At 61.9% G+C, this 16,653-nt stretch carries 16 protein-coding genes; 8 read left to right on the top strand and 8 right to left on the bottom strand.

Annotation, left to right across the window (positions count from 1 at the left end; translation table 11 throughout):
• Window positions 1–82 precede the first annotated feature (82 nt).
• From fmdA to ACVW0Y_RS12610, 6 genes are all read left to right on the top strand, one after another.
• Entirely contained in the window at window positions 83–1,312 is a 1,230-nt protein-coding gene (gene fmdA / locus ACVW0Y_RS12635; RefSeq protein ID WP_122494667.1) for a formamidase, read from the top strand.
• A gap of 177 nt (window positions 1,313–1,489) precedes the next feature.
• On the top strand, window positions 1,490–1,837 hold the full coding sequence (locus ACVW0Y_RS12630) for an FmdB family zinc ribbon protein (RefSeq protein ID WP_457438680.1): 348 nt from the start codon (window positions 1,490–1,492) through the stop codon (window positions 1,835–1,837).
• Between the two features lie 195 nt (window positions 1,838–2,032).
• Complete coding sequence (locus ACVW0Y_RS12625) at window positions 2,033–2,896, top strand: isocitrate lyase/PEP mutase family protein (RefSeq protein ID WP_457438679.1); 864 nt, start codon at window positions 2,033–2,035, stop codon at window positions 2,894–2,896.
• 98 nt (window positions 2,897–2,994) lie between these two features.
• Window positions 2,995–3,261, top strand: coding sequence for a DksA/TraR family C4-type zinc finger protein (locus tag ACVW0Y_RS12620; RefSeq protein ID WP_457438678.1), 267 nt, complete (start codon window positions 2,995–2,997; stop codon window positions 3,259–3,261).
• A 175-nt stretch (window positions 3,262–3,436) separates the two neighbouring features.
• Entirely contained in the window at window positions 3,437–4,360 is a 924-nt protein-coding gene (locus ACVW0Y_RS12615; RefSeq protein ID WP_457438677.1) for a DnaJ C-terminal domain-containing protein, read from the top strand.
• Window positions 4,357–4,668: a chaperone modulator CbpM gene (locus ACVW0Y_RS12610; protein WP_457438676.1), complete on the top strand. Its 312-nt coding sequence runs from the start codon at window positions 4,357–4,359 to the stop codon at window positions 4,666–4,668. Before ACVW0Y_RS12615 ends, ACVW0Y_RS12610 begins: the two co-directional genes overlap by 4 nt.
• Here ACVW0Y_RS12610 and ACVW0Y_RS12605 read toward each other — a convergent pair.
• Window positions 4,665–5,390, bottom strand: coding sequence for a TorF family putative porin (locus ACVW0Y_RS12605; RefSeq protein ID WP_457438675.1), 726 nt, complete (start codon window positions 5,388–5,390; stop codon window positions 4,665–4,667). The two genes, ACVW0Y_RS12610 and ACVW0Y_RS12605, sit on opposite strands and share 4 nt — an antisense overlap.
• A gap of 377 nt (window positions 5,391–5,767) precedes the next feature.
• On the opposite strand from ACVW0Y_RS12605, the gene ACVW0Y_RS12600 reads away from it, so the two are divergent.
• Window positions 5,768–6,667, top strand: a complete 900-nt coding sequence (locus tag ACVW0Y_RS12600; RefSeq protein ID WP_457438674.1) for an AEC family transporter — start codon at window positions 5,768–5,770, stop codon at window positions 6,665–6,667.
• 87 nt (window positions 6,668–6,754) lie between these two features.
• Here the strand turns inward: ACVW0Y_RS12600 and ACVW0Y_RS12595 are convergent, their stop codons facing one another.
• The 5 genes from ACVW0Y_RS12595 to ACVW0Y_RS12575 form a co-directional block, all read right to left on the bottom strand.
• Window positions 6,755–7,873, bottom strand: coding sequence for a sensor histidine kinase (locus ACVW0Y_RS12595; protein WP_457438673.1), 1,119 nt, complete (start codon window positions 7,871–7,873; stop codon window positions 6,755–6,757).
• An 87-nt stretch (window positions 7,874–7,960) separates the two neighbouring features.
• The gene (locus tag ACVW0Y_RS12590) at window positions 7,961–8,488 is read right to left on the bottom strand and encodes a hypothetical protein (protein ID WP_457438672.1); all 528 of its coding nucleotides are present in this window, start codon (window positions 8,486–8,488) and stop codon (window positions 7,961–7,963) included.
• Window positions 8,489–8,671: 183 nt separating this feature from the next.
• Window positions 8,672–9,562, bottom strand: coding sequence for a KPN_02809 family neutral zinc metallopeptidase (gene ypfJ, locus ACVW0Y_RS12585; protein ID WP_457438671.1), 891 nt, complete (start codon window positions 9,560–9,562; stop codon window positions 8,672–8,674).
• 76 nt (window positions 9,563–9,638) lie between these two features.
• Entirely contained in the window at window positions 9,639–10,073 is a 435-nt protein-coding gene (locus ACVW0Y_RS12580; protein ID WP_457438670.1) for a DUF411 domain-containing protein, read from the bottom strand.
• 83 nt (window positions 10,074–10,156) lie between these two features.
• Window positions 10,157–10,672, bottom strand: coding sequence for a DUF4136 domain-containing protein (locus ACVW0Y_RS12575; protein ID WP_457438669.1), 516 nt, complete (start codon window positions 10,670–10,672; stop codon window positions 10,157–10,159).
• A 138-nt stretch (window positions 10,673–10,810) separates the two neighbouring features.
• Here ACVW0Y_RS12575 and ACVW0Y_RS12570 point away from each other — a divergent pair, with 138 nt between their 5' ends.
• Window positions 10,811–12,244: a methyl-accepting chemotaxis protein gene (locus tag ACVW0Y_RS12570; protein ID WP_457438668.1), complete on the top strand. Its 1,434-nt coding sequence runs from the start codon at window positions 10,811–10,813 to the stop codon at window positions 12,242–12,244.
• 110 nt (window positions 12,245–12,354) lie between these two features.
• Here ACVW0Y_RS12570 and mdoH read toward each other — a convergent pair whose 3' ends face one another.
• Window positions 12,355–14,904 carry a glucans biosynthesis glucosyltransferase MdoH gene (mdoH, locus tag ACVW0Y_RS12565; RefSeq protein ID WP_457438667.1) on the bottom strand — a complete coding sequence of 850 codons (2,550 nt, stop codon included), beginning with the start codon at window positions 14,902–14,904 and terminating at the stop codon, window positions 12,355–12,357.
• The gene (locus ACVW0Y_RS12560; RefSeq protein WP_457438666.1) at window positions 14,897–16,639 is read right to left on the bottom strand and encodes a glucan biosynthesis protein G; all 1,743 of its coding nucleotides are present in this window, start codon (window positions 16,637–16,639) and stop codon (window positions 14,897–14,899) included. Before ACVW0Y_RS12560 ends, mdoH begins: the two co-directional genes overlap by 8 nt.
• Window positions 16,640–16,653: the final 14 nt, after the last annotated feature.

Raw genomic sequence — 16,653 nt, 5'->3', positions numbered from 1 at the left:
ATTTCCCCAGCCGAACAAGACTAGCTCCGTACCCCGGCGCGTTACCGCGCTTACCTGCAAACAAGGTCCCAGGAGCTTTGTCATGACCGATACGCTGATCAAGGTCGACCTCAACCAGGCCGCTACCGAAAACGAGCAGATCCACAACCGCTGGCACCCGGATATACCGATGGCCTGTTGGGTAAAACCGGGGGACGATTTCATCCTGGAAACCTATGACTGGACCGCCGGCGCGATCAAGAACAACGACGATGCCAGCGATGTGCGCGATGTGGATCTGACCACCGTGCACTACCTCTCCGGCCCGGTCGGTGTGCACGGTGCCGAGCCCGGTGACCTGCTGGTGGTGGACCTGCTGGATATCGGTGCCAAGCCGGATTCGCTGTGGGGCTTCAACGGATTTTTCTCCAAGCAGAATGGTGGCGGTTTTCTCACCGATTATTTCCCTGAAGCGCAGAAGTCGATCTGGGATTTCAAAGGCATGTTCACCAGCTCGCGGCACATTCCCGGGGTCAACTTCGCCGGCCTGATTCACCCCGGTCTGATCGGCTGCCTGCCGGACCACAAAATGCTTGCCGAGTGGAACAAGCGCGAACAGGAACTGATCGACACCAACCCCACCCGCGTACCGCCCCTGGCCAACGCGCCGATGGCACCCACCGCGCATATGGGCAAGATGAAAGGCGAAGCCCGCGACCTGGCCGCTCTGACCGGCGCGCGCACCGTGCCGCCCCGCGAGCATGGCGGCAACTGCGATATCAAGGATCTGTCCCGCGGCTCGAAAATCTTCTTCCCGGTGTATGTCGACGGTGCCGGGCTGTCGGTGGGCGATCTGCACTTCAGCCAGGGCGATGGCGAAATCACCTTCTGCGGGGCCATCGAAATGGCCGGCTGGGTGCATATGAAAGTCGAACTGATCAAAGGCGGCATGGCCAAGTACGGCATCAAGAACCCGATCTTCAAACCCAGCCCGATCGTGCCGACCTACAACAACTACCTGATCTTCGAAGGCATCTCGGTGGACGATGCCGGCAAGCAGCACTACCTGGACGTCAATCTGGCCTACAAACAGGCCTGCCTGAACGCCATCAACTACCTGACCAAATTCGGCTACTCGCCGGCCCAGGGTTATTCGTTGCTGGGTTCGGCACCGGTGCAGGGGCATATCAGTGGCGTGGTGGATATCCCCAACGCCTGCGCCACTCTGTGGCTGCCCACCGAAATCTTTGAATTCGATATCAACCCGAATGCTTCCGGCCCGACCAAGTACCTCGATGGCAGCATCGACCTACCCAAAGCGCCGGACAAATGAGTTTCATCGCCTGGGCTGCACCGGGGCCGGGCGGCGTTGGTGTGGCTCAGGTGATGGAACCCTGATATTGAAAAATATTGTTTTCAGGTCCGGCCAATCGCGGCTGAAGCCGCTCCTACAGACTGCACAACGTGTAGGAGCGGCTTCAGCCGCGATTGGCCCTCAAGGGATACACCGATGCCCATCTACGAATACGACTGCACCGATTGCGGCGACTTCACGATGTTGCGGCCGATGGCCGACCGCGATGAACCCTGCCATTGCCCCGCCTGTGGCAGCACCAGCAAACGGGTGATTCTCTCCGCCCCCTGCCTGTCGACCATGGCCGGCAGCCAACGCCGTGCCCATGCCGCCAATGAGCGCGCGGCCCACGCACCGCAAACCCTCGACGAGTACAAGCAGGCGCGCAAACATCCGGCCGGGTGTGGCTGCTGCAGCGCCAACAAACCGCTGGCGCCAACCAAGGCCAACCCCCATGCCATGAAGGGCAAGCCGGCCGGGCGACCGTGGATGATCAGCCATTGATCTGCCATTTATCAGGTAGTGGCGGGTTGCCGCCCCTACAGGGTTGGAGACGGCGTAAATTCGCCACCTCCAGCCAGAAATACTCCGTTGAAAGGCTCTAGAAAGGGCCTGTGGGTTAAGCTGGCGGCGGGTATGTGTCTTGCTAAGGTTAAGTAACGACTCATACCACCTATAAAAACAGCTGTTGGAAACCCTATGCCCAGAGCCTCCCACCATGCGCTGCGCGGCACCTTCCGTGCCTTGCTCTCTTCCGAATTTTGCTACCACACCGCCTCGGTCTTCGACCCCATGTCGGCACGCATTGCCGGTGATCTGGGTTTTGAAGTCGGCATCCTCGGTGGCTCGGTTGCCTCCTTGCAGGTACTGGCCGCGCCAGACTTCGCCCTGATCACCCTCAGTGAGTTCGTTGAACAGGCCACCCGGATCGGCCGTGTCGCCAATCTGCCGGTGATCGCCGACGCCGATCACGGCTACGGTAACGCCCTCAACGTGATGCGCACCGTCAAGGAACTGGAGCGCGCCGGTGTGGCCGCGCTGACCCTGGAAGACACCCTGTTGCCGGCGCAATTCGGGCGCAAATCCACCGACCTGATTCCGGTGGAAGAGGGCGTCGGCAAGATCCGCGCAGCACTCGAAGCACGCGTCGATGCCGAACTGGCGATCATTGCCCGGACCAACGCCGGCGTGTTGTCGGTGGATGAAGTGATCAGCCGTACCGTGGCCTATCAGAACGCCGGTGCTGATGGCATCTGCATGGTCGGCATCAGCGACTTCGAACACCTGGAACGTATCGCCGAGCACCTGAGCGTGCCGATCATGCTGGTGACCTACGGCAATCCGTCGCTGCGTGACGATGCCCGTCTGGCCAGCCTCGGCGTGCGTATCGTGGTCGATGGCCATGCCGCCTACTTCGCCGCGATCAAAGCCACCTACGATTGCCTGCGCGAGCAGCGCCAGGTGGTGGCCAGTGACCTCAGCGCCTCCGAGCTGTCGCACAAGTACACCCAGCCCGAGGATTACCTGCTGTGGGCCAAAGAGTTTATGGAAGTGAAGGAATAGTCGCGACCGTTCATACCTCCAGCCCTTGCCCGCGCTTGTAAAAAGCCGCCCGCGCGCCCATATCTGTCCCTAACGCAACATCTACCGGGAGACAGACCATGGCCGGCGGTTGGGCAAGTGACGGAGCCGTACAAGAGCAGATCGACAGCAGCATTGAGGACGCCATCGCGCGCGCCCGCAGCCAGCTGCCCAAAGGCGAAAGCCTGAAACACTGCGAAGAATGCGACGCCGCCATTCCCGAGGCACGGCGCCAGGCCATCCCCGGCGTGCGCTTGTGTGTCACCTGTCAGGCTGAACACGACAAGGACAACGCTGCCAATGCCGGCTATAACCGCCGCGGCAGTAAAGACAGCCAATTACGCTAGAAAAACTACTGCGCTCGGTTAGGCGGCGTTAAAAACCAACTCAAAATGCTCATTGGCTACAGCCAACTCCGCTTTCTCGTTTGTTTTTGCCTTGCCTAACCTTCGCTCGCTACGTTTTTAAACTTATCAACTTCAACCTGTCAGCATCACCGTGCCTGCAGAAAAAGGAGGCTCGATGGATTTCAAGGACTACTACAAGATTCTCGGTGTTGAACCCACCGCGGACGAGAAGGCGATCAAAGCCGCCTACCGTAAACTCGCGCGCAAATATCATCCCGACGTAAGCAAGGAAAAAAACGCCGAAGTGCACTTCAAAGAAGTGGCCGAGGCCTATGAAGTGCTCAAGGATGCCGACAAGCGCGCCGAGTTCGATGACCTGCGCAAGTACGGCCAGCATGGTCGCCCGTTCGAACATCCGCGCGGCCGTCAGCCGGGTGCCGGCGCTTTTACCGATGCCTATGGCGGCGACTACTCGGACTTCTTCGAATCGATCTTCCGTCGCAGCGGTGGTGCCGAACAGGCCCGTAACCGCGCACGCAAAGGCCAGGACGTGGAGATGGAGCTACCGGTATTTCTCGAAGAAACCCTCGACGGTGAAGCGAAGAAAATCTCCTTCCAGTTGCCCGGTGTCATGGGCGAGCCAGGGCAAAGCAAAAGCCTCAATGTGAAGATTCCGCTGGGCGTGGTCGATGGCGAGCGCATCCGCCTCAAAGGTCAGGGCGGCCCTGGTATGGCCGGTGGGCCGGCGGGCGATCTGTACCTGAATATCCGCTTCGCCCCGCACCCGCTGTTCGATGTGCAAGGCAGTGACCTGGTGTTGACCGTACCCCTGGCACCCTGGGAAGCGGCACTGGGCACCAAGGTCGAGGCACCAACCCTTAACGGCCGCATCACCCTGACCATTCCGGCCAATAGCCAGAGCGGCCAGCGCCTGCGGATCAAGGGCCGCGGCCTGGCTACCAAGGCTGGTGAGCGTGGAGACCTCTACGCTCAGCTCAAGGTCGTGATGCCGAAAACCACCAGCGACGATGCGCGCAAACTCTGGGAGAAACTGGCGCAGAAGGTCGACTTCGATCCCCGCAGCGAATGGAGCAAATGACTATGAGCGTCCCATTAGGCATGCAAGAGCTTTGTCAGACCGTGGCGATTCCGGCCGCACTGCTTATCGAAATCGTCGAGCACGGCATCGTCGACCCCACCGGACGCGGCCCCGACAGCTGGGAGTTCGACCAGCATGCGCTGATCACCTGCCGCCGCGCCGCGCGTCTGCAGCGTGAACTGGAGCTGGAGTGGTCAGGCATCGCCCTGGCCCTGCAGCTGCTGGATGATCTGGAGCAGGTCAAGCGTGAGAACCGCCAGCTGAAAAGTCAGTTGGGGCGGTTTGTCAGTGACGGACCGAGTGTTTAAAACAGCGAACGCTCGGCCTTGAACATCACATAGTCCTCGCAATAACCGTTATGCCCCGAATAGGCCACGCACTGCGGGCCGGTGAGGCTGGAGCCGCTGTACGACAGATTCAGATCAATGCCCGCCCAGGGCCGTGACAGGTTCAGTGACCAGTCGTTGAACATGCGGACTGCACGGCCATCGTCGTAACTCACGGAATCGTCCAGGGTATGGCTGGCGTATTTCATCGACAGGTTTATCGGTACCGGCGTCTGCAGCGCCAGGTCCATCAGCAGGGTGCTGTCGGTGCGCCCGGTCGCCTGGCTGAAGGCTGCGCCGAAGCGACTGTCGAGCAGGGTAAGACCGGCGTAGTACTCGTTGCTGTCATTGGCGTTGAAGCCTGGGTGGCTGTAGCGGATCAGGCCCATTTCATAACCGAAGCGGTTGTTGAACGGGCGCTTGAAGCCGCTGTAGGAGTCCAGCTCCAATTGGCTGTCGCGGGCGATGCCCATGCTCGGCGACCACTGGCCCAGGTACCAGCCACTGTCGTGGGTCAGGTCCAGGCCGCCCTGAAAGGTGCCGTTCTGGGCCGGCTGCACCAAGCCCTGGGCCATGCTGCGGGTGGGCGTGGTGCCCAGTTGCAGGTCGTAGTCACCCAGTTCGCGTTGCATCACCTGGGCGTGGGCGTCAGCACAGGCAAACAGCGTCACGGCCAGCAACGTGGCCTTGATGGTGGCATTCATATCGCTTCACTCCAGATGTTGAGTAAGGAGTGGCTTGCACGCTGGCAGGGGCGCTCAGCCTGTAATGACAACGGTTGGCGGGTCGTCATTACCTGTGTGACCAGCTGGCGGTCGACCCTCTGTGGGGTGTGTTTGTGGCGCGAAGCCGCTAGCTAGAGCGATCCGACTTTACCCCCATGAGTTTCAGATAGACCGCCATTCGTCGATGGGCGAAGAAAAGGCGACGGGCTGTCGAATTGGCCACTACACAGGCGTAAAGCCGCTGGCTAGACGCTATTAAGTCGCTAGCAGGGGTTGTGCAGGGCTTGGCAGGGCGGCAGGATGCTTGCCAGGCTAACGATTAAACTTCCTACCCTGTCCTGTCGTCTGGAGCGGTAATGTTTTCCCAGATTCTTTCCACCTTGCTGCCGGTTTTCCTGATCACCGGCTGCGGGGCGCTGTATGGCCATTTCCGTAAACCGGATATGCGCGGCCTGAATACCCTGAATATGGAACTGCTGGTGCCGCTGCTGATTTTCGCGGTACTGGCCGACAGCAAGGCAGCCTTGCAGGACTATGCCAGCCTGGCCGTCGCCGGCGCGGCCATCGTGCTGGGTTCCGGGTTGCTGCTATGGCCCTTCGCACGCTTGCTCAAGCTCGATCTGCGCACCTTTCTGCCGCCGATGATGTTCAACAACACCGGCAATATGGGCCTGCCGCTGATGGTGCTGGCCTTTGGTGAAAAGGCGCTGCCGGCGGCGGTGGTGCTGTTTATCGTTGAGATGCTGCTGCACTTCACCGTCGGCCTGCGCATGCTCGACCCGGCCACGCCGCTGTGGCGCCTGTGGCGCATTCCGGTGGTGCTGGCGACCATCGCCGGCCTGGCGATCAACTTCAGCGGCCTGCACCTGCCGCACTGGTTTCTCGAATCAGCCAATATGCTCGGCACCACCAGCGTGCCGCTGATGCTGTTCGCCCTTGGCGTGCGCATGCTGGACGTGGATTTCAGCGCCTGGAAAATTGGTTTGCTGGGTGCCGTAGCGTGCCCGGCCAGTGGCCTGATTCTGGCCTGGCCGCTGATTCAGCTGTTCCACCTGCAAGGCCTGCAACTGGCCTGCCTGTGGGTATTCGCCGCGCTGCCGCCGGCGGTGCTCAACTATATGCTCGCCGAACAATACCAACGCGACCCGCACAAAGTGGCGTCCATGGTGCTGATCGGCAACCTCGGTAGCGCGGCGGTGATGCCGCTGGTGTTGGGGGTATTGTTTTCGGCGGGGTATGGCGCGCCGGTTCCTTGATTGGTGCTGGGACTATCGCGGCTAAAGCCGCTCCTACAAGAACGCACGGCCCGTAGGAGCGGCTTTAGCCGCGAAGCTTTTGCAGACTCAACGCTTGGGCAACATCACGGTAAACACAGTGCCCTGGGTTTCGTTGGAGACCACCTTGACGCTGCCGCCATGGGCGATCACCACTTCGTTGACGATAAACAGGCCCAGGCCCAGGCTGGTTTCGCCGGCGCGGTCGCTGGTGCTGCGTACCAGGGGATAGAACAGGGTGGAGAGGGCGCTCTCGGCAATCGGTTCGCCATGGTTGTGCAGGGTCAGGGTGATGCTGTCGGGCTCGCCCAGCAGGCGCAGGGTGATGGGCAGGTTGCTGGCACCATGTTGCAGGGCATTGCCGATCAGATTCTGCAGCAGCTGTTCGATCCGCCCCTGATCCCATTCGCCCTCGGTGTCGCCATTCGCTTCAAAGCGCAGGTCGCTCAACGGCTGGCCGGCGCTGGCTTCGTCGATGGCGGCCTGGCACAGCACGCTCATGTTCACCGCTGTGCGCACGATGGGCAGGCTGTTGCCCAGGCGGCTGCGGACAAATTCCAGCAGGTCGTTGACCATCGCGCTCATATGCCGGGTGCTGTTGCGGATGCGTTGCACATGACTGCGGCCTTTGTCGTCAAGCCCGGCTTTACCGGCCAGCAGTTCGCTGGACATGCTCACCGCCTGCAAGGGCGCGCGCAGGTCGTGGCCAAGGATGGCGAGGAAGATATCGCGGGAGTGGTTGACCTGCTCGGCATAGGCCGCCGTGGACTCGGCCAGCGCTTCGTCGATGGCTTCGTTGAAGCGGATCAGATCGCGCATATGCACCAATTCCATCTGCACCAGGCTGTCGGTCCACAGGCGGATAACGCTGGCGCGCAGGTGGCGGAACTCGGAGGTCATCTGCACCAGGTCAAAGCCCACCTGATGGCGCATCTCGCCATGGCTGGCGGCGGCCACATCCAGGCTCGGGGTCTTTTCCGGGCCTTCGCCCATGGCCTTGGCCGCCCGCTCCATGGCGGTTTGCGCACTGTTCATGTCGCGGGCAGCGGCCAGCAGGATGGAGCGCGCATGGTCGCGCAGTTCGGCGCGGTTCATGCTGTCGGCCGCTGGGCGAATGGTCATGGCGAAGGCCTCCCATTCATCGACGATGCGATCGACTGTGGCGACAATGAACTCGGCTAGACGCATGGCTTTCCCACCCCGGACAACGACGACGATTAGGCATATTAGTCGCTTTCGTAGTGCTTGCTAGCGGCGTTTGGCGGCCATGGTCGTTCAGGGTTTTACTTCGGCCAGACGGTCGTGGTCCAGGGTCAGAGCAATGGTCACCGGCTGGCTGGGGAAATTCGGTGAGTCGTCTTCGCTATTGGCCAGGGCCGGAATGTTCAGGCGGATCACTCGGGTTTTGGCATCGCGGCTGGCGCTGGCGTTCAGTGCCTGAATGGCGCGGAAGTCGTCCCCGCCAATCTGCATCACATCGATCAGGCGGTAGTGCGCGTCGCCTTCTTCGTTGGCGTCGGGCTCGAACACGGCCAGGTATTGGTTGTAACTGTTGCCCATGGAAAAGCCTTCCACGGTGAACACCGCCAGGGTCAGTTGCTGTTGTTCAGCGATATTCAGGGTTTGCGCCATGGTCGCTTCAGGGTAGCCGGTGGCGAAGTTGTCGCGCAGCAGAGCGACCAGATGATCGACCTGGGTGATCAGTTCCTTGGGCGGGGCGTCGGCCTTTACCTCGGGGCCGCCTTCGGCTTGGGCGAAGGCGCAGAACAAGGCCAGAGCGGCCGGCAGCAAAGCGATTTTCATACCTGAATATCCGCGAACGAGAAAGGGCGCGGATGGTAGAGCATCGTGGCTGAAGCCGCTCTTACCGGGATCGCATTTTGCCGGTCTGGGCAATCGAGGCTGGATCGGATGCTCCCACAAAGCCTATGCGATTCCTGTGGGAGGGGCTTCAGCCGCGACGGCCTTTACGCGGGGCCGCAGGCATTACAGCGTGCTGGCCTTGAAGGTATCGCACCCCGCCACCTTGCCGCTTTCATAGCCGGTCTTGAACCAGCGCACCCGCTGCTGCGAGGTGCCATGGGTGAAGGAGTCCGGCACCACTTGGCCACGGGCCTGTTTCTGCAGGCGGTCGTCGCCAATGGCGTTGGCAGCGTTCAGGGCTTCTTCGAGGTCACCCGCCTCCAGCCAGTTCAACCGTTGCTGGGCGTGGAAGGCCCAGACCCCGGCCAGACAGTCGGCCTGCAGCTCCTGGCGCACCAGTAAACCATTGGCACCTTCCATCTTGGCTCCGGCCTGCCGCGCATAGTTCACCTTGGCGGAAATTCCCAGCAGGGTCTGCACATGGTGGCCCACTTCATGGGCGATCACATAGGCCTGGGCAAAATCACCTGCTGCGGAAAAGCGCTGGGCCATCTCTTTGAAGAAGTCCAGGTCGAGGTACACCTGATGATCCCCCGGGCAATAAAACGGCCCGGTGGCCGAGGAAGCAAAACCGCAGGCCGAATTCACCCCGCCGCGAAACAGAATCAGCTTGGGATCTTCATATTGCTTGCCGGCCTGCTGGAAGATCGCGCGCCAGGTGTCTTCGGTATCACCCAGCACCGCGCGAACAAACTCGGCCTGCTCGTCGTTGGCCGACGGCGTGTGGCCTTGCTGCTGGGTGGGGGCGGTGGAGATGCCGGCCTGGTTGGCCAACTGGCCGAGGATCTGCATCGGGTCCTGGCCAGTGACCAGACCGAACACCACGATAATCGCCACCGCGCCCAGGCTCAGGCCTTTGCCGCCGCCGATGCGCATCCCGCCACCGCCACCGCCACCGCTGCTGTCGCGGGCATCCACTACGTTGTCGCTGCGTCGGCCTTTCTTCCAGAGCATGGGCTGCTTCTCCTGATCCGTGGCGCTTGAGTGTCGTTGTTGAGTACCTCGCGCGCCAGGCCGACGGTCTGCTAAATCACTGGCCGGGGTAGCGCGTCAGTACTTGCTCGGTGCCGTTGCGTTGTACACCGATCACAGCATAGGCATCAGCGATGCCGCCTTGTTCCATCCCTGGTGAGCCCATCGGCATGCCCGGCACAGCGGCACCGATCAGATCGGCACGCTGGCGCAGTTTCAGAACGTCGGCGGCCGGCACATGACCCTCGACGAATTTGCCGTCGATCACCCCGGTGTGGCAGCTGCCCAGGTGGTGCGGCACGCCAAGACGGGTTTTTACCGCGCGCATATCGTTTTCCACATGGTCGGCGACCTTGAAGCCATTGTTCTGCAAATGGCTGATCCAGGCCTTGCAGCAGCCGCAGTTGGGGTCGCGGTAGACATCGATGGCAATCGGTTCGGCAGCTTGCAGGGTGCTGGCGAACAGCAGAGAGAAGAGGGCGAGGCGGCGCATGGCAGTGGCTCCAGGGAAAATTCAAGCAAGGATAGCCACTGTCAGCGTTGGGCTGAATCGATCAGCTGTTTGCGAATATGTCCCTAGGGTTTGCGCGGTGGAAAATCTTCGAGCAACTTGGCCACGCCCCGATCAAACACCTCCTGGGTGAATTGCGGATCGGTGAGCTGGCGGCTGATCTGCGCCTGGAACAGCACCCGCTGGTCGCGGCTGTCGAGAATGCGCAAGGCCAGCATGGCGGTTTCGTCATTGGTCATTTCGGTCTGGGTATAGATCGCGCCGTTGCTGCCCATCACCGGGCGCAGCTCGATGCCTTCCTTGGGCTGGGTGCCGAGGGCGTAGATCACCCGCATATCGCCACCGTTCTGCCGAAACTCATAACCCTTGGCTTCCAGCGCCCGTTGCGTGGCGGTGTTGAAGCGCTCTTCGAGGTCGATACGATGGCCCTGGGTGCGCACCGGCTGGATATAGAAACTGCGGTACACCTGATTGCTTGGCGGTGCCTGACTGATGGTACTGGTGGGCTGGTTGACCGGCTCGTTGATGCAGGCGCTCAGCAGTAAGGTGCCGAGCAGAGGCAACAGGTGGGGCACACGCATGGGGTGTCCTCGAAATGGGTTTGGCTCAAGCCTAGACGCTGCGCACCAAAAGGGGCCCGGACTTTAGATGAGGCGACCAAACCGGGCAGCTGCACACCAGCGAGCGCGACACATCCCGGCAATTCTGGCACCGCCGTAATGGCACTGTGCTTGCACGGCCCCAGGCCTGACAGGGAGAACACAACTATGTTGCTAATGCGCACCAAAGCCCGTCGCGCGGAAGACGACGGCGCCTTGAGCCTGCTGGTGGACAACCTTGACCTGACCAGTCAACTGTCCGATCTGCAGCCCATCAACAGCCGCCTCAACGGATTTACCCGTGCGCTGCACCAGCGCCTGGGCGACAGCCTGGCGGCGTCGGTGGATATCGCCGCCCATGCCCCGGAGCTGGCGCGTATTGCCAGCGCCACCGAGGCCAGCGGCCAACGTCTGGCCCAGGCCTCGGAGCTGATCGCCAGTGCCAGCGAGGAAGTCAGCACCACCCTGGACCGCGAGCTGGTGCCCGGTGCCGTGCAGGTGGCCAAGCTGGCGGCAGACGTCTCGAACACCCTGCGCAGTTGTCAGCAGACCGGCGATGCCGTATTGCGCCAGGTGGATGCCATCGATGCCAGTGAAACCCAGCTTGAAGGCGTGATCACGCAGCTGGTGGGGCAGCTGGAAGAGGTCAGTCAGGTGCTCGGCGTGATTGCCAGCATTTCCCAGCAGACCAATCTACTGGCCCTTAATGCCGCCATCGAAGCGGCGCGGGCGGGGGAGCATGGGCGCGGTTTTGCCGTGGTCGCCGAGGAAGTGCGGCGTCTGGCCGGACACACCACCGAGGCGACCGGCAAGGTGAGTCAGATCATCGAGCGCTTTCGCGATGGCATGGCCCAGCTCGGCACCGCCGGCCAGCATATGCACAGCGCGGTCGCCGATGGTCGCGAGGGCATGAGCCGGATGGGCGAAGACCTGCGCAACACCCGCGCGGCCATGGATCAGCTGGACCAGCGTGTCGGCCATATCGCCGCCGGCACCGAACAGATCGGCATCGCCGTGCACGCCATCAATGGCGACGTGCAGAACATTGCCGGCGTCGCCGCCGACCTGCTGAGCAAGGCCGGCCAGGTGCTCACCCATAGCCAGGCGGTGCGCAGCAGCGGCGACCGCCTGCTGGACGGTCTGGGGGCGTTCCGTTTGCAGATTCACAGAGAGGTACAAGCCAGCGTCGAACGTCTGGCCATGGAAGCGGCGCTGCACGGCGAGATCGGCCGTGCCGAAGATTTTCTGCGCGAGACCCTGCAGCGCGACCCGCGTTTCGAACTGTTTTACCTGGTGGGCAGCGACGGCACCCAACTGAGCGAGAACCTGTTTGCTCAAGGTTTGGCTCAAGGCACCAGCTGCAAAGGCCGCAACTGGGCGCAACGGCCGTGGTTCCGCGCCGTGGCCGAACGGCTTGGCAGCCATATCACCCCGGTGTACCGCTCTTCGGCGACCGACGCGTTCTGCTTTACCGTCTCGGTGCCGGTGTTTACCGCCAACGGGCAATTACAGCGGGTGTTGGGCGCGGATGTACGGTTGTCGGCGTTGGTGTAGATCTCGCGGGATCTGTAGGAGCGGCTTCAGCCGCGATTCCTGCACACGATAACCTCAAGAGCATCGCGGCTGAAGCCGCTCCTACGGATCGTGCAATCCGGGGGAGAGGCTCAGGCCGGCACCGCACTCCCCGCCACCGCCGGCAACGGCAACAACGGCGCATGGGGATCTTTGGCTATCGTCTCGCGCCAGCTCTGAATCCAGGCCCCCGGCTCTTCTTCTTCCCACACAGCGGCATGCAACCGCGCCATCGCCACCGGGTCGCTGAGCAGGGCCATGCGCGCACTGCCTTCCAACTGCTGTGGCCCTACTTTCAGGGCATGCCGTATCTGTTCGCTACGCTGCCATTCCAGTGGTTCGGCCTGGCGGTGGCGAGCCGTGGCCAGGGCGTAGGCCAGGGCGTTCTGTTTCGGGTCGACCACCGCATGCACAAAACCGTTATGCAGGGCATGCCAGTTGTTTTCGTGGTGGTATTCGTCGGTGGCCAGCAGCTCTTTGGGCGGGGCGTATTCCTCGGGAATCAGGAACAGCTGTTCATCCTTGGCGCGCAAGCCCAGACCGACCCGGCTGGACAGTACCGACAGCGGAATCGACAACATCAGCGAGCCAACAATCGGCGCCAACCACCAGAGAAAGCTCGGGTTCAGCCACGCCACCAGCGCCGTCCACAGCACCCCCAGTAGGGTTTGCGGGCCATGGCGTACCGCCGCTTCGCGCCAGCTGGTTGAGCCGTCATCACGACTCGGCGAATGCCAAACCGCTTCCCAGCCGAGAAACGCCGCCAGCACAAAGCGGGTATGGAACAGCATGCGCACCGGTGCCAGCAAAATGGAGAAGAGCATCTCCAATAGCATGGAAACCGTCACCCGCAACTTGCCGCCAAATGCCTTGGCACCCTTGGCCCAGATCAGCACCACACTCAGCAGCTTGGGCAGAAACAGCAGCACCACGGTGGTGGAAAACAGCGCGATGGCCTTTTCCGGATGCCACTGCGGCCACAGTGGGTAGAGCTGGCGCGGCTCCATAAAATACTGCGGCTCCATCAGCGTATTGGTCGCCAGCAGGGCTGTGGATAACAGCAGAAAAAAGAACCACAGCGGTGCCGACAGATAGGACATCACCCCGGTCAGAAACACCGCGCGGTGCACCGGGTGCATGCCCTTGACCATAAACAGACGGAAGTTCATCAGGTTGCCGTGGCACCAGCGGCGGTCGCGCTTGAGCTCATCAAGCAGATTGGGCGGCAACTCTTCGTAGCTGCCCGGCAGGTCGTAGGCAATCCACACGCCCCAGCCGGCACGGCGCATCAGCGCGGCTTCGACAAAATCATGGGACAGAATCGCCCCGGCAAACGCACCCTTGCCCGGCAGCGGTGCCAGGGCGCAGTGCTCGATAAAGGGCTGCATGCGGATGATCGCGTTATGGCCCCAATAGTGCGATTCACCCAGTTGCCAGAAGTGCAGGCCGGCGGTGAACAGCGGGCCGTAGACGCGGGTGGCAAACTGCTGGATGCGCGCATACAGGCTGTTCATGCCGGAGGCGCGTGGCGCGGTCTGGATAATCCCGGCATCCGGCGTGGCTTCCATCAAGCGCACCAGGCTGGTCAGGCATTCGCCGCTCATCACGCTGTCGGCATCCAGTACCACCATATAGCGGTACTCACTGCCCCAGCGGCGGCAGAAATCATCGAGGTTGCCGCTTTTGCGTTTTACCCGACGACGGCGACGACGGTAGAAGATCCGCCCGAAGCCCTGGGTTTCGCGACACAGATCCAGCCAGGCCTGCTGCTCGGCCACGGCGATGTCGGCGTCATTGCTGTCGCTCAACACAAAAAAATCGAAATGCGCGAGCTCGCCCGTCGCCGCCACCGATTCATAGGTGGCCCGCAGCCCGGCAAACACTCGCGCCACATCCTCGTTGCAGATCGGCATAACGATAGCGGTGCGTGCTTCGTCAGCAATCGGCTCATTGCCGGCACTGGCACCGGAGATACGGTACTTGTCGCGCCCGGTAAGCAGCTCGAGAAAGCCCATCAGCGCGGTCCAGAAGCCGGCCGATACCCAGCAGAACAGAATGCCGAACAGCAGCAGAATGCTGCCTTGCAGGAAATACGGCAGCACTTGGGTAGCGGTCTGCAGCAGGGTTTGCTGGCGCACTTCCTGCCAATCGAAAAACGCCCAGCCCTGGTAGGGCATGATGCCTTTCATATACCAGCCAGCCACCAGCGTTTGGCCCAGCATCAGCACCAGCAGAATATAGCGGCGAAGGGAGCCGACATGCCGCCAGCGCGCCGAGGGTAGCTCGCGTTTCGGCGCTGCCGGCGGGTTGCCTTTGCCGCGCAGATTGCGCCACATACGCACCAGCACATTGGTTCGCCAGGGCTCGGGAACTACCCGGGTGCGCTTGATCGGCGGCGTGGCCTTGAGGCGCACGCGACCCTCGGCATCGTTGTCGAGCATCTGCGCATCGGTGCTCAGCAAAGTCAGGCGCTGCGCCACCGAGGCCTGCACCGCCGCCTGGTTATCCGCCACCGGCTGCGCGGCCAGACGCCGATGCACTTCCAGCAACGAACGACTGCCACTCAACTCGGCGCGCTGCTCTTCGCTCAGCGGCAGATGGGCCAAGTATTCGCGCACGGTAATGGCGGCTGGCTTATTCATCGGCGGGCAACTGGTTGCTCCAGGTTTCGCTCAGCACCTGCACGGGCGGTGGCGGCGGTGGGGGCACGTCGCTGGCTGGCACCGGCGCAGCGGCAATAGGCGTGGCCGACGCGCTGGCCTCGACCGGCGCGGCAGGCGCTGGTGCTGGTGCTGGTGCCGCCTTGGGTTGCTCTTCATCCACGGCGGCGGGCACTTCCACCGGCAGGTCTTTGACCAGTGCCGCACGCATTTCCACCGGCTTGCTCGGGTCTTTCACCTTGAAGCGCAGGGTCAGGCGCCAGCCCTGGGTTTCGGGGTTGTAGCGCACGTTGTTTTCCATCAGCTTGGCGTTGTCATCCAGGCTGATTTCACTGCGCACCGGCGCGTCTTCCAGCAACGCTTTCAAGGCCGGACCTGCGAAATCGACCAGGTAGGCGATGCTGCCATCGGGCTCACGGATCAGGTTGGACTGCTTCACATCGCCGGTGGAGCGCAGGGTCTGTTTAACCGAGGCCAACTCTTGCGATCCCAGCGATGCTTCATCGGCGCTCCAGTGCAGGCGGTAGCTGAAATCGATGGGCTGCCCGGCCTCCGGCAGCGAGGCTGGTTTCCAGAAGGCGACGATGTTGTCGTTGGTTTCATCCGCCGTGGGAATTTCCACCAGATTGACCGTGCCCTTGCCCCAGTCGCCCTGGGGTTCGATCCAGGCGCTGGGGCGCTGGTCATAGCGGTCATCCAAATCTTCGTAATGGGAGAAATCGCGGCCGCGCTGCAGCAGGCCGAAGCCTTTCGGATTCTCCACGTCAAAGCTGCTCACACCCAGGTGTTTCGGGTTGTTCAGCGGACGCCAGATCCACTCATCGTTGCCGGCATGAATCGACAGGCCGCTGGAGTCATGCAGCTCACGACGATAGTTGAGGGTTTTCGGCGGCTGGTTGGCACCGAACAGAAACATGCTGGTCAGTGGTGCCACGCCCAGCTGGGCGACGTTCTCGCGCAGGTACATACGGGTTTTCACATCCACCACCGAATCGGTGCCGGGGCGCAGCACCAGGCGATAGGCACCGGTGGCGCGCGGTGAATCCAGCAGGGCGTAGATCACCAACTGCTTTTCACCGGGCTTGGGCCGCTCGATCCAGAACTCACTGAAATGGGGAAACTCTTCACCTGAAGGCAGTGCCGTGTCGATGGCCATGCCGCGTGCCGACAGGCCATAGGTTTGCCCCTTGCCCACCACACGGAAATAGCTGGCACCGAGCAGGGTCATGATCTCGTCCTGCTTGTCGGCCTTATTGATCGGGTAGAGCACGCGAAAGCCGGCGTAGCCCAATTGCTCGGTGGCTTTGGCGTCGAAGTGGAGGTCGCCGAAATCGAAGCGGCTGGGGTCGTACTTGATTTCACTGACGGTGGTGGCGGTGACTTCGTTGATCTTCACCGGCGTATTGAAGTGCATGCCCTGGTGATAGAACGACAGCTTGAATGGCGTTTGCAGGTTCTGCCATTCGGCCTTTTCGCTGCGAAAGCGGATCTTCTGATAATCCGCAAACTTCATCTCGCTGAATTCGCTGGGCAGGTTGCTCTTGGGCACCACATACTTCTGCGCGGCCAGGGCTTTGGCCTTCTCCGCCACGTCATCCAGGCTGAACGCCCAGAGTTGACCGGCGGCCAGCAATGACAGCAATGCCGTGGTCTGGGTGATGCTCTGGCGCAGTCGTTTACGTTTGCCGGTGGCGGCATTGGGGATGCTGAAAGTCACAGGGCCTCCTCGCG

This window comes from Pseudomonas sp. TE3786 (assembly GCF_054057335.1).
This window is presented reverse-complemented; position numbering and strand designations above follow the sequence as displayed.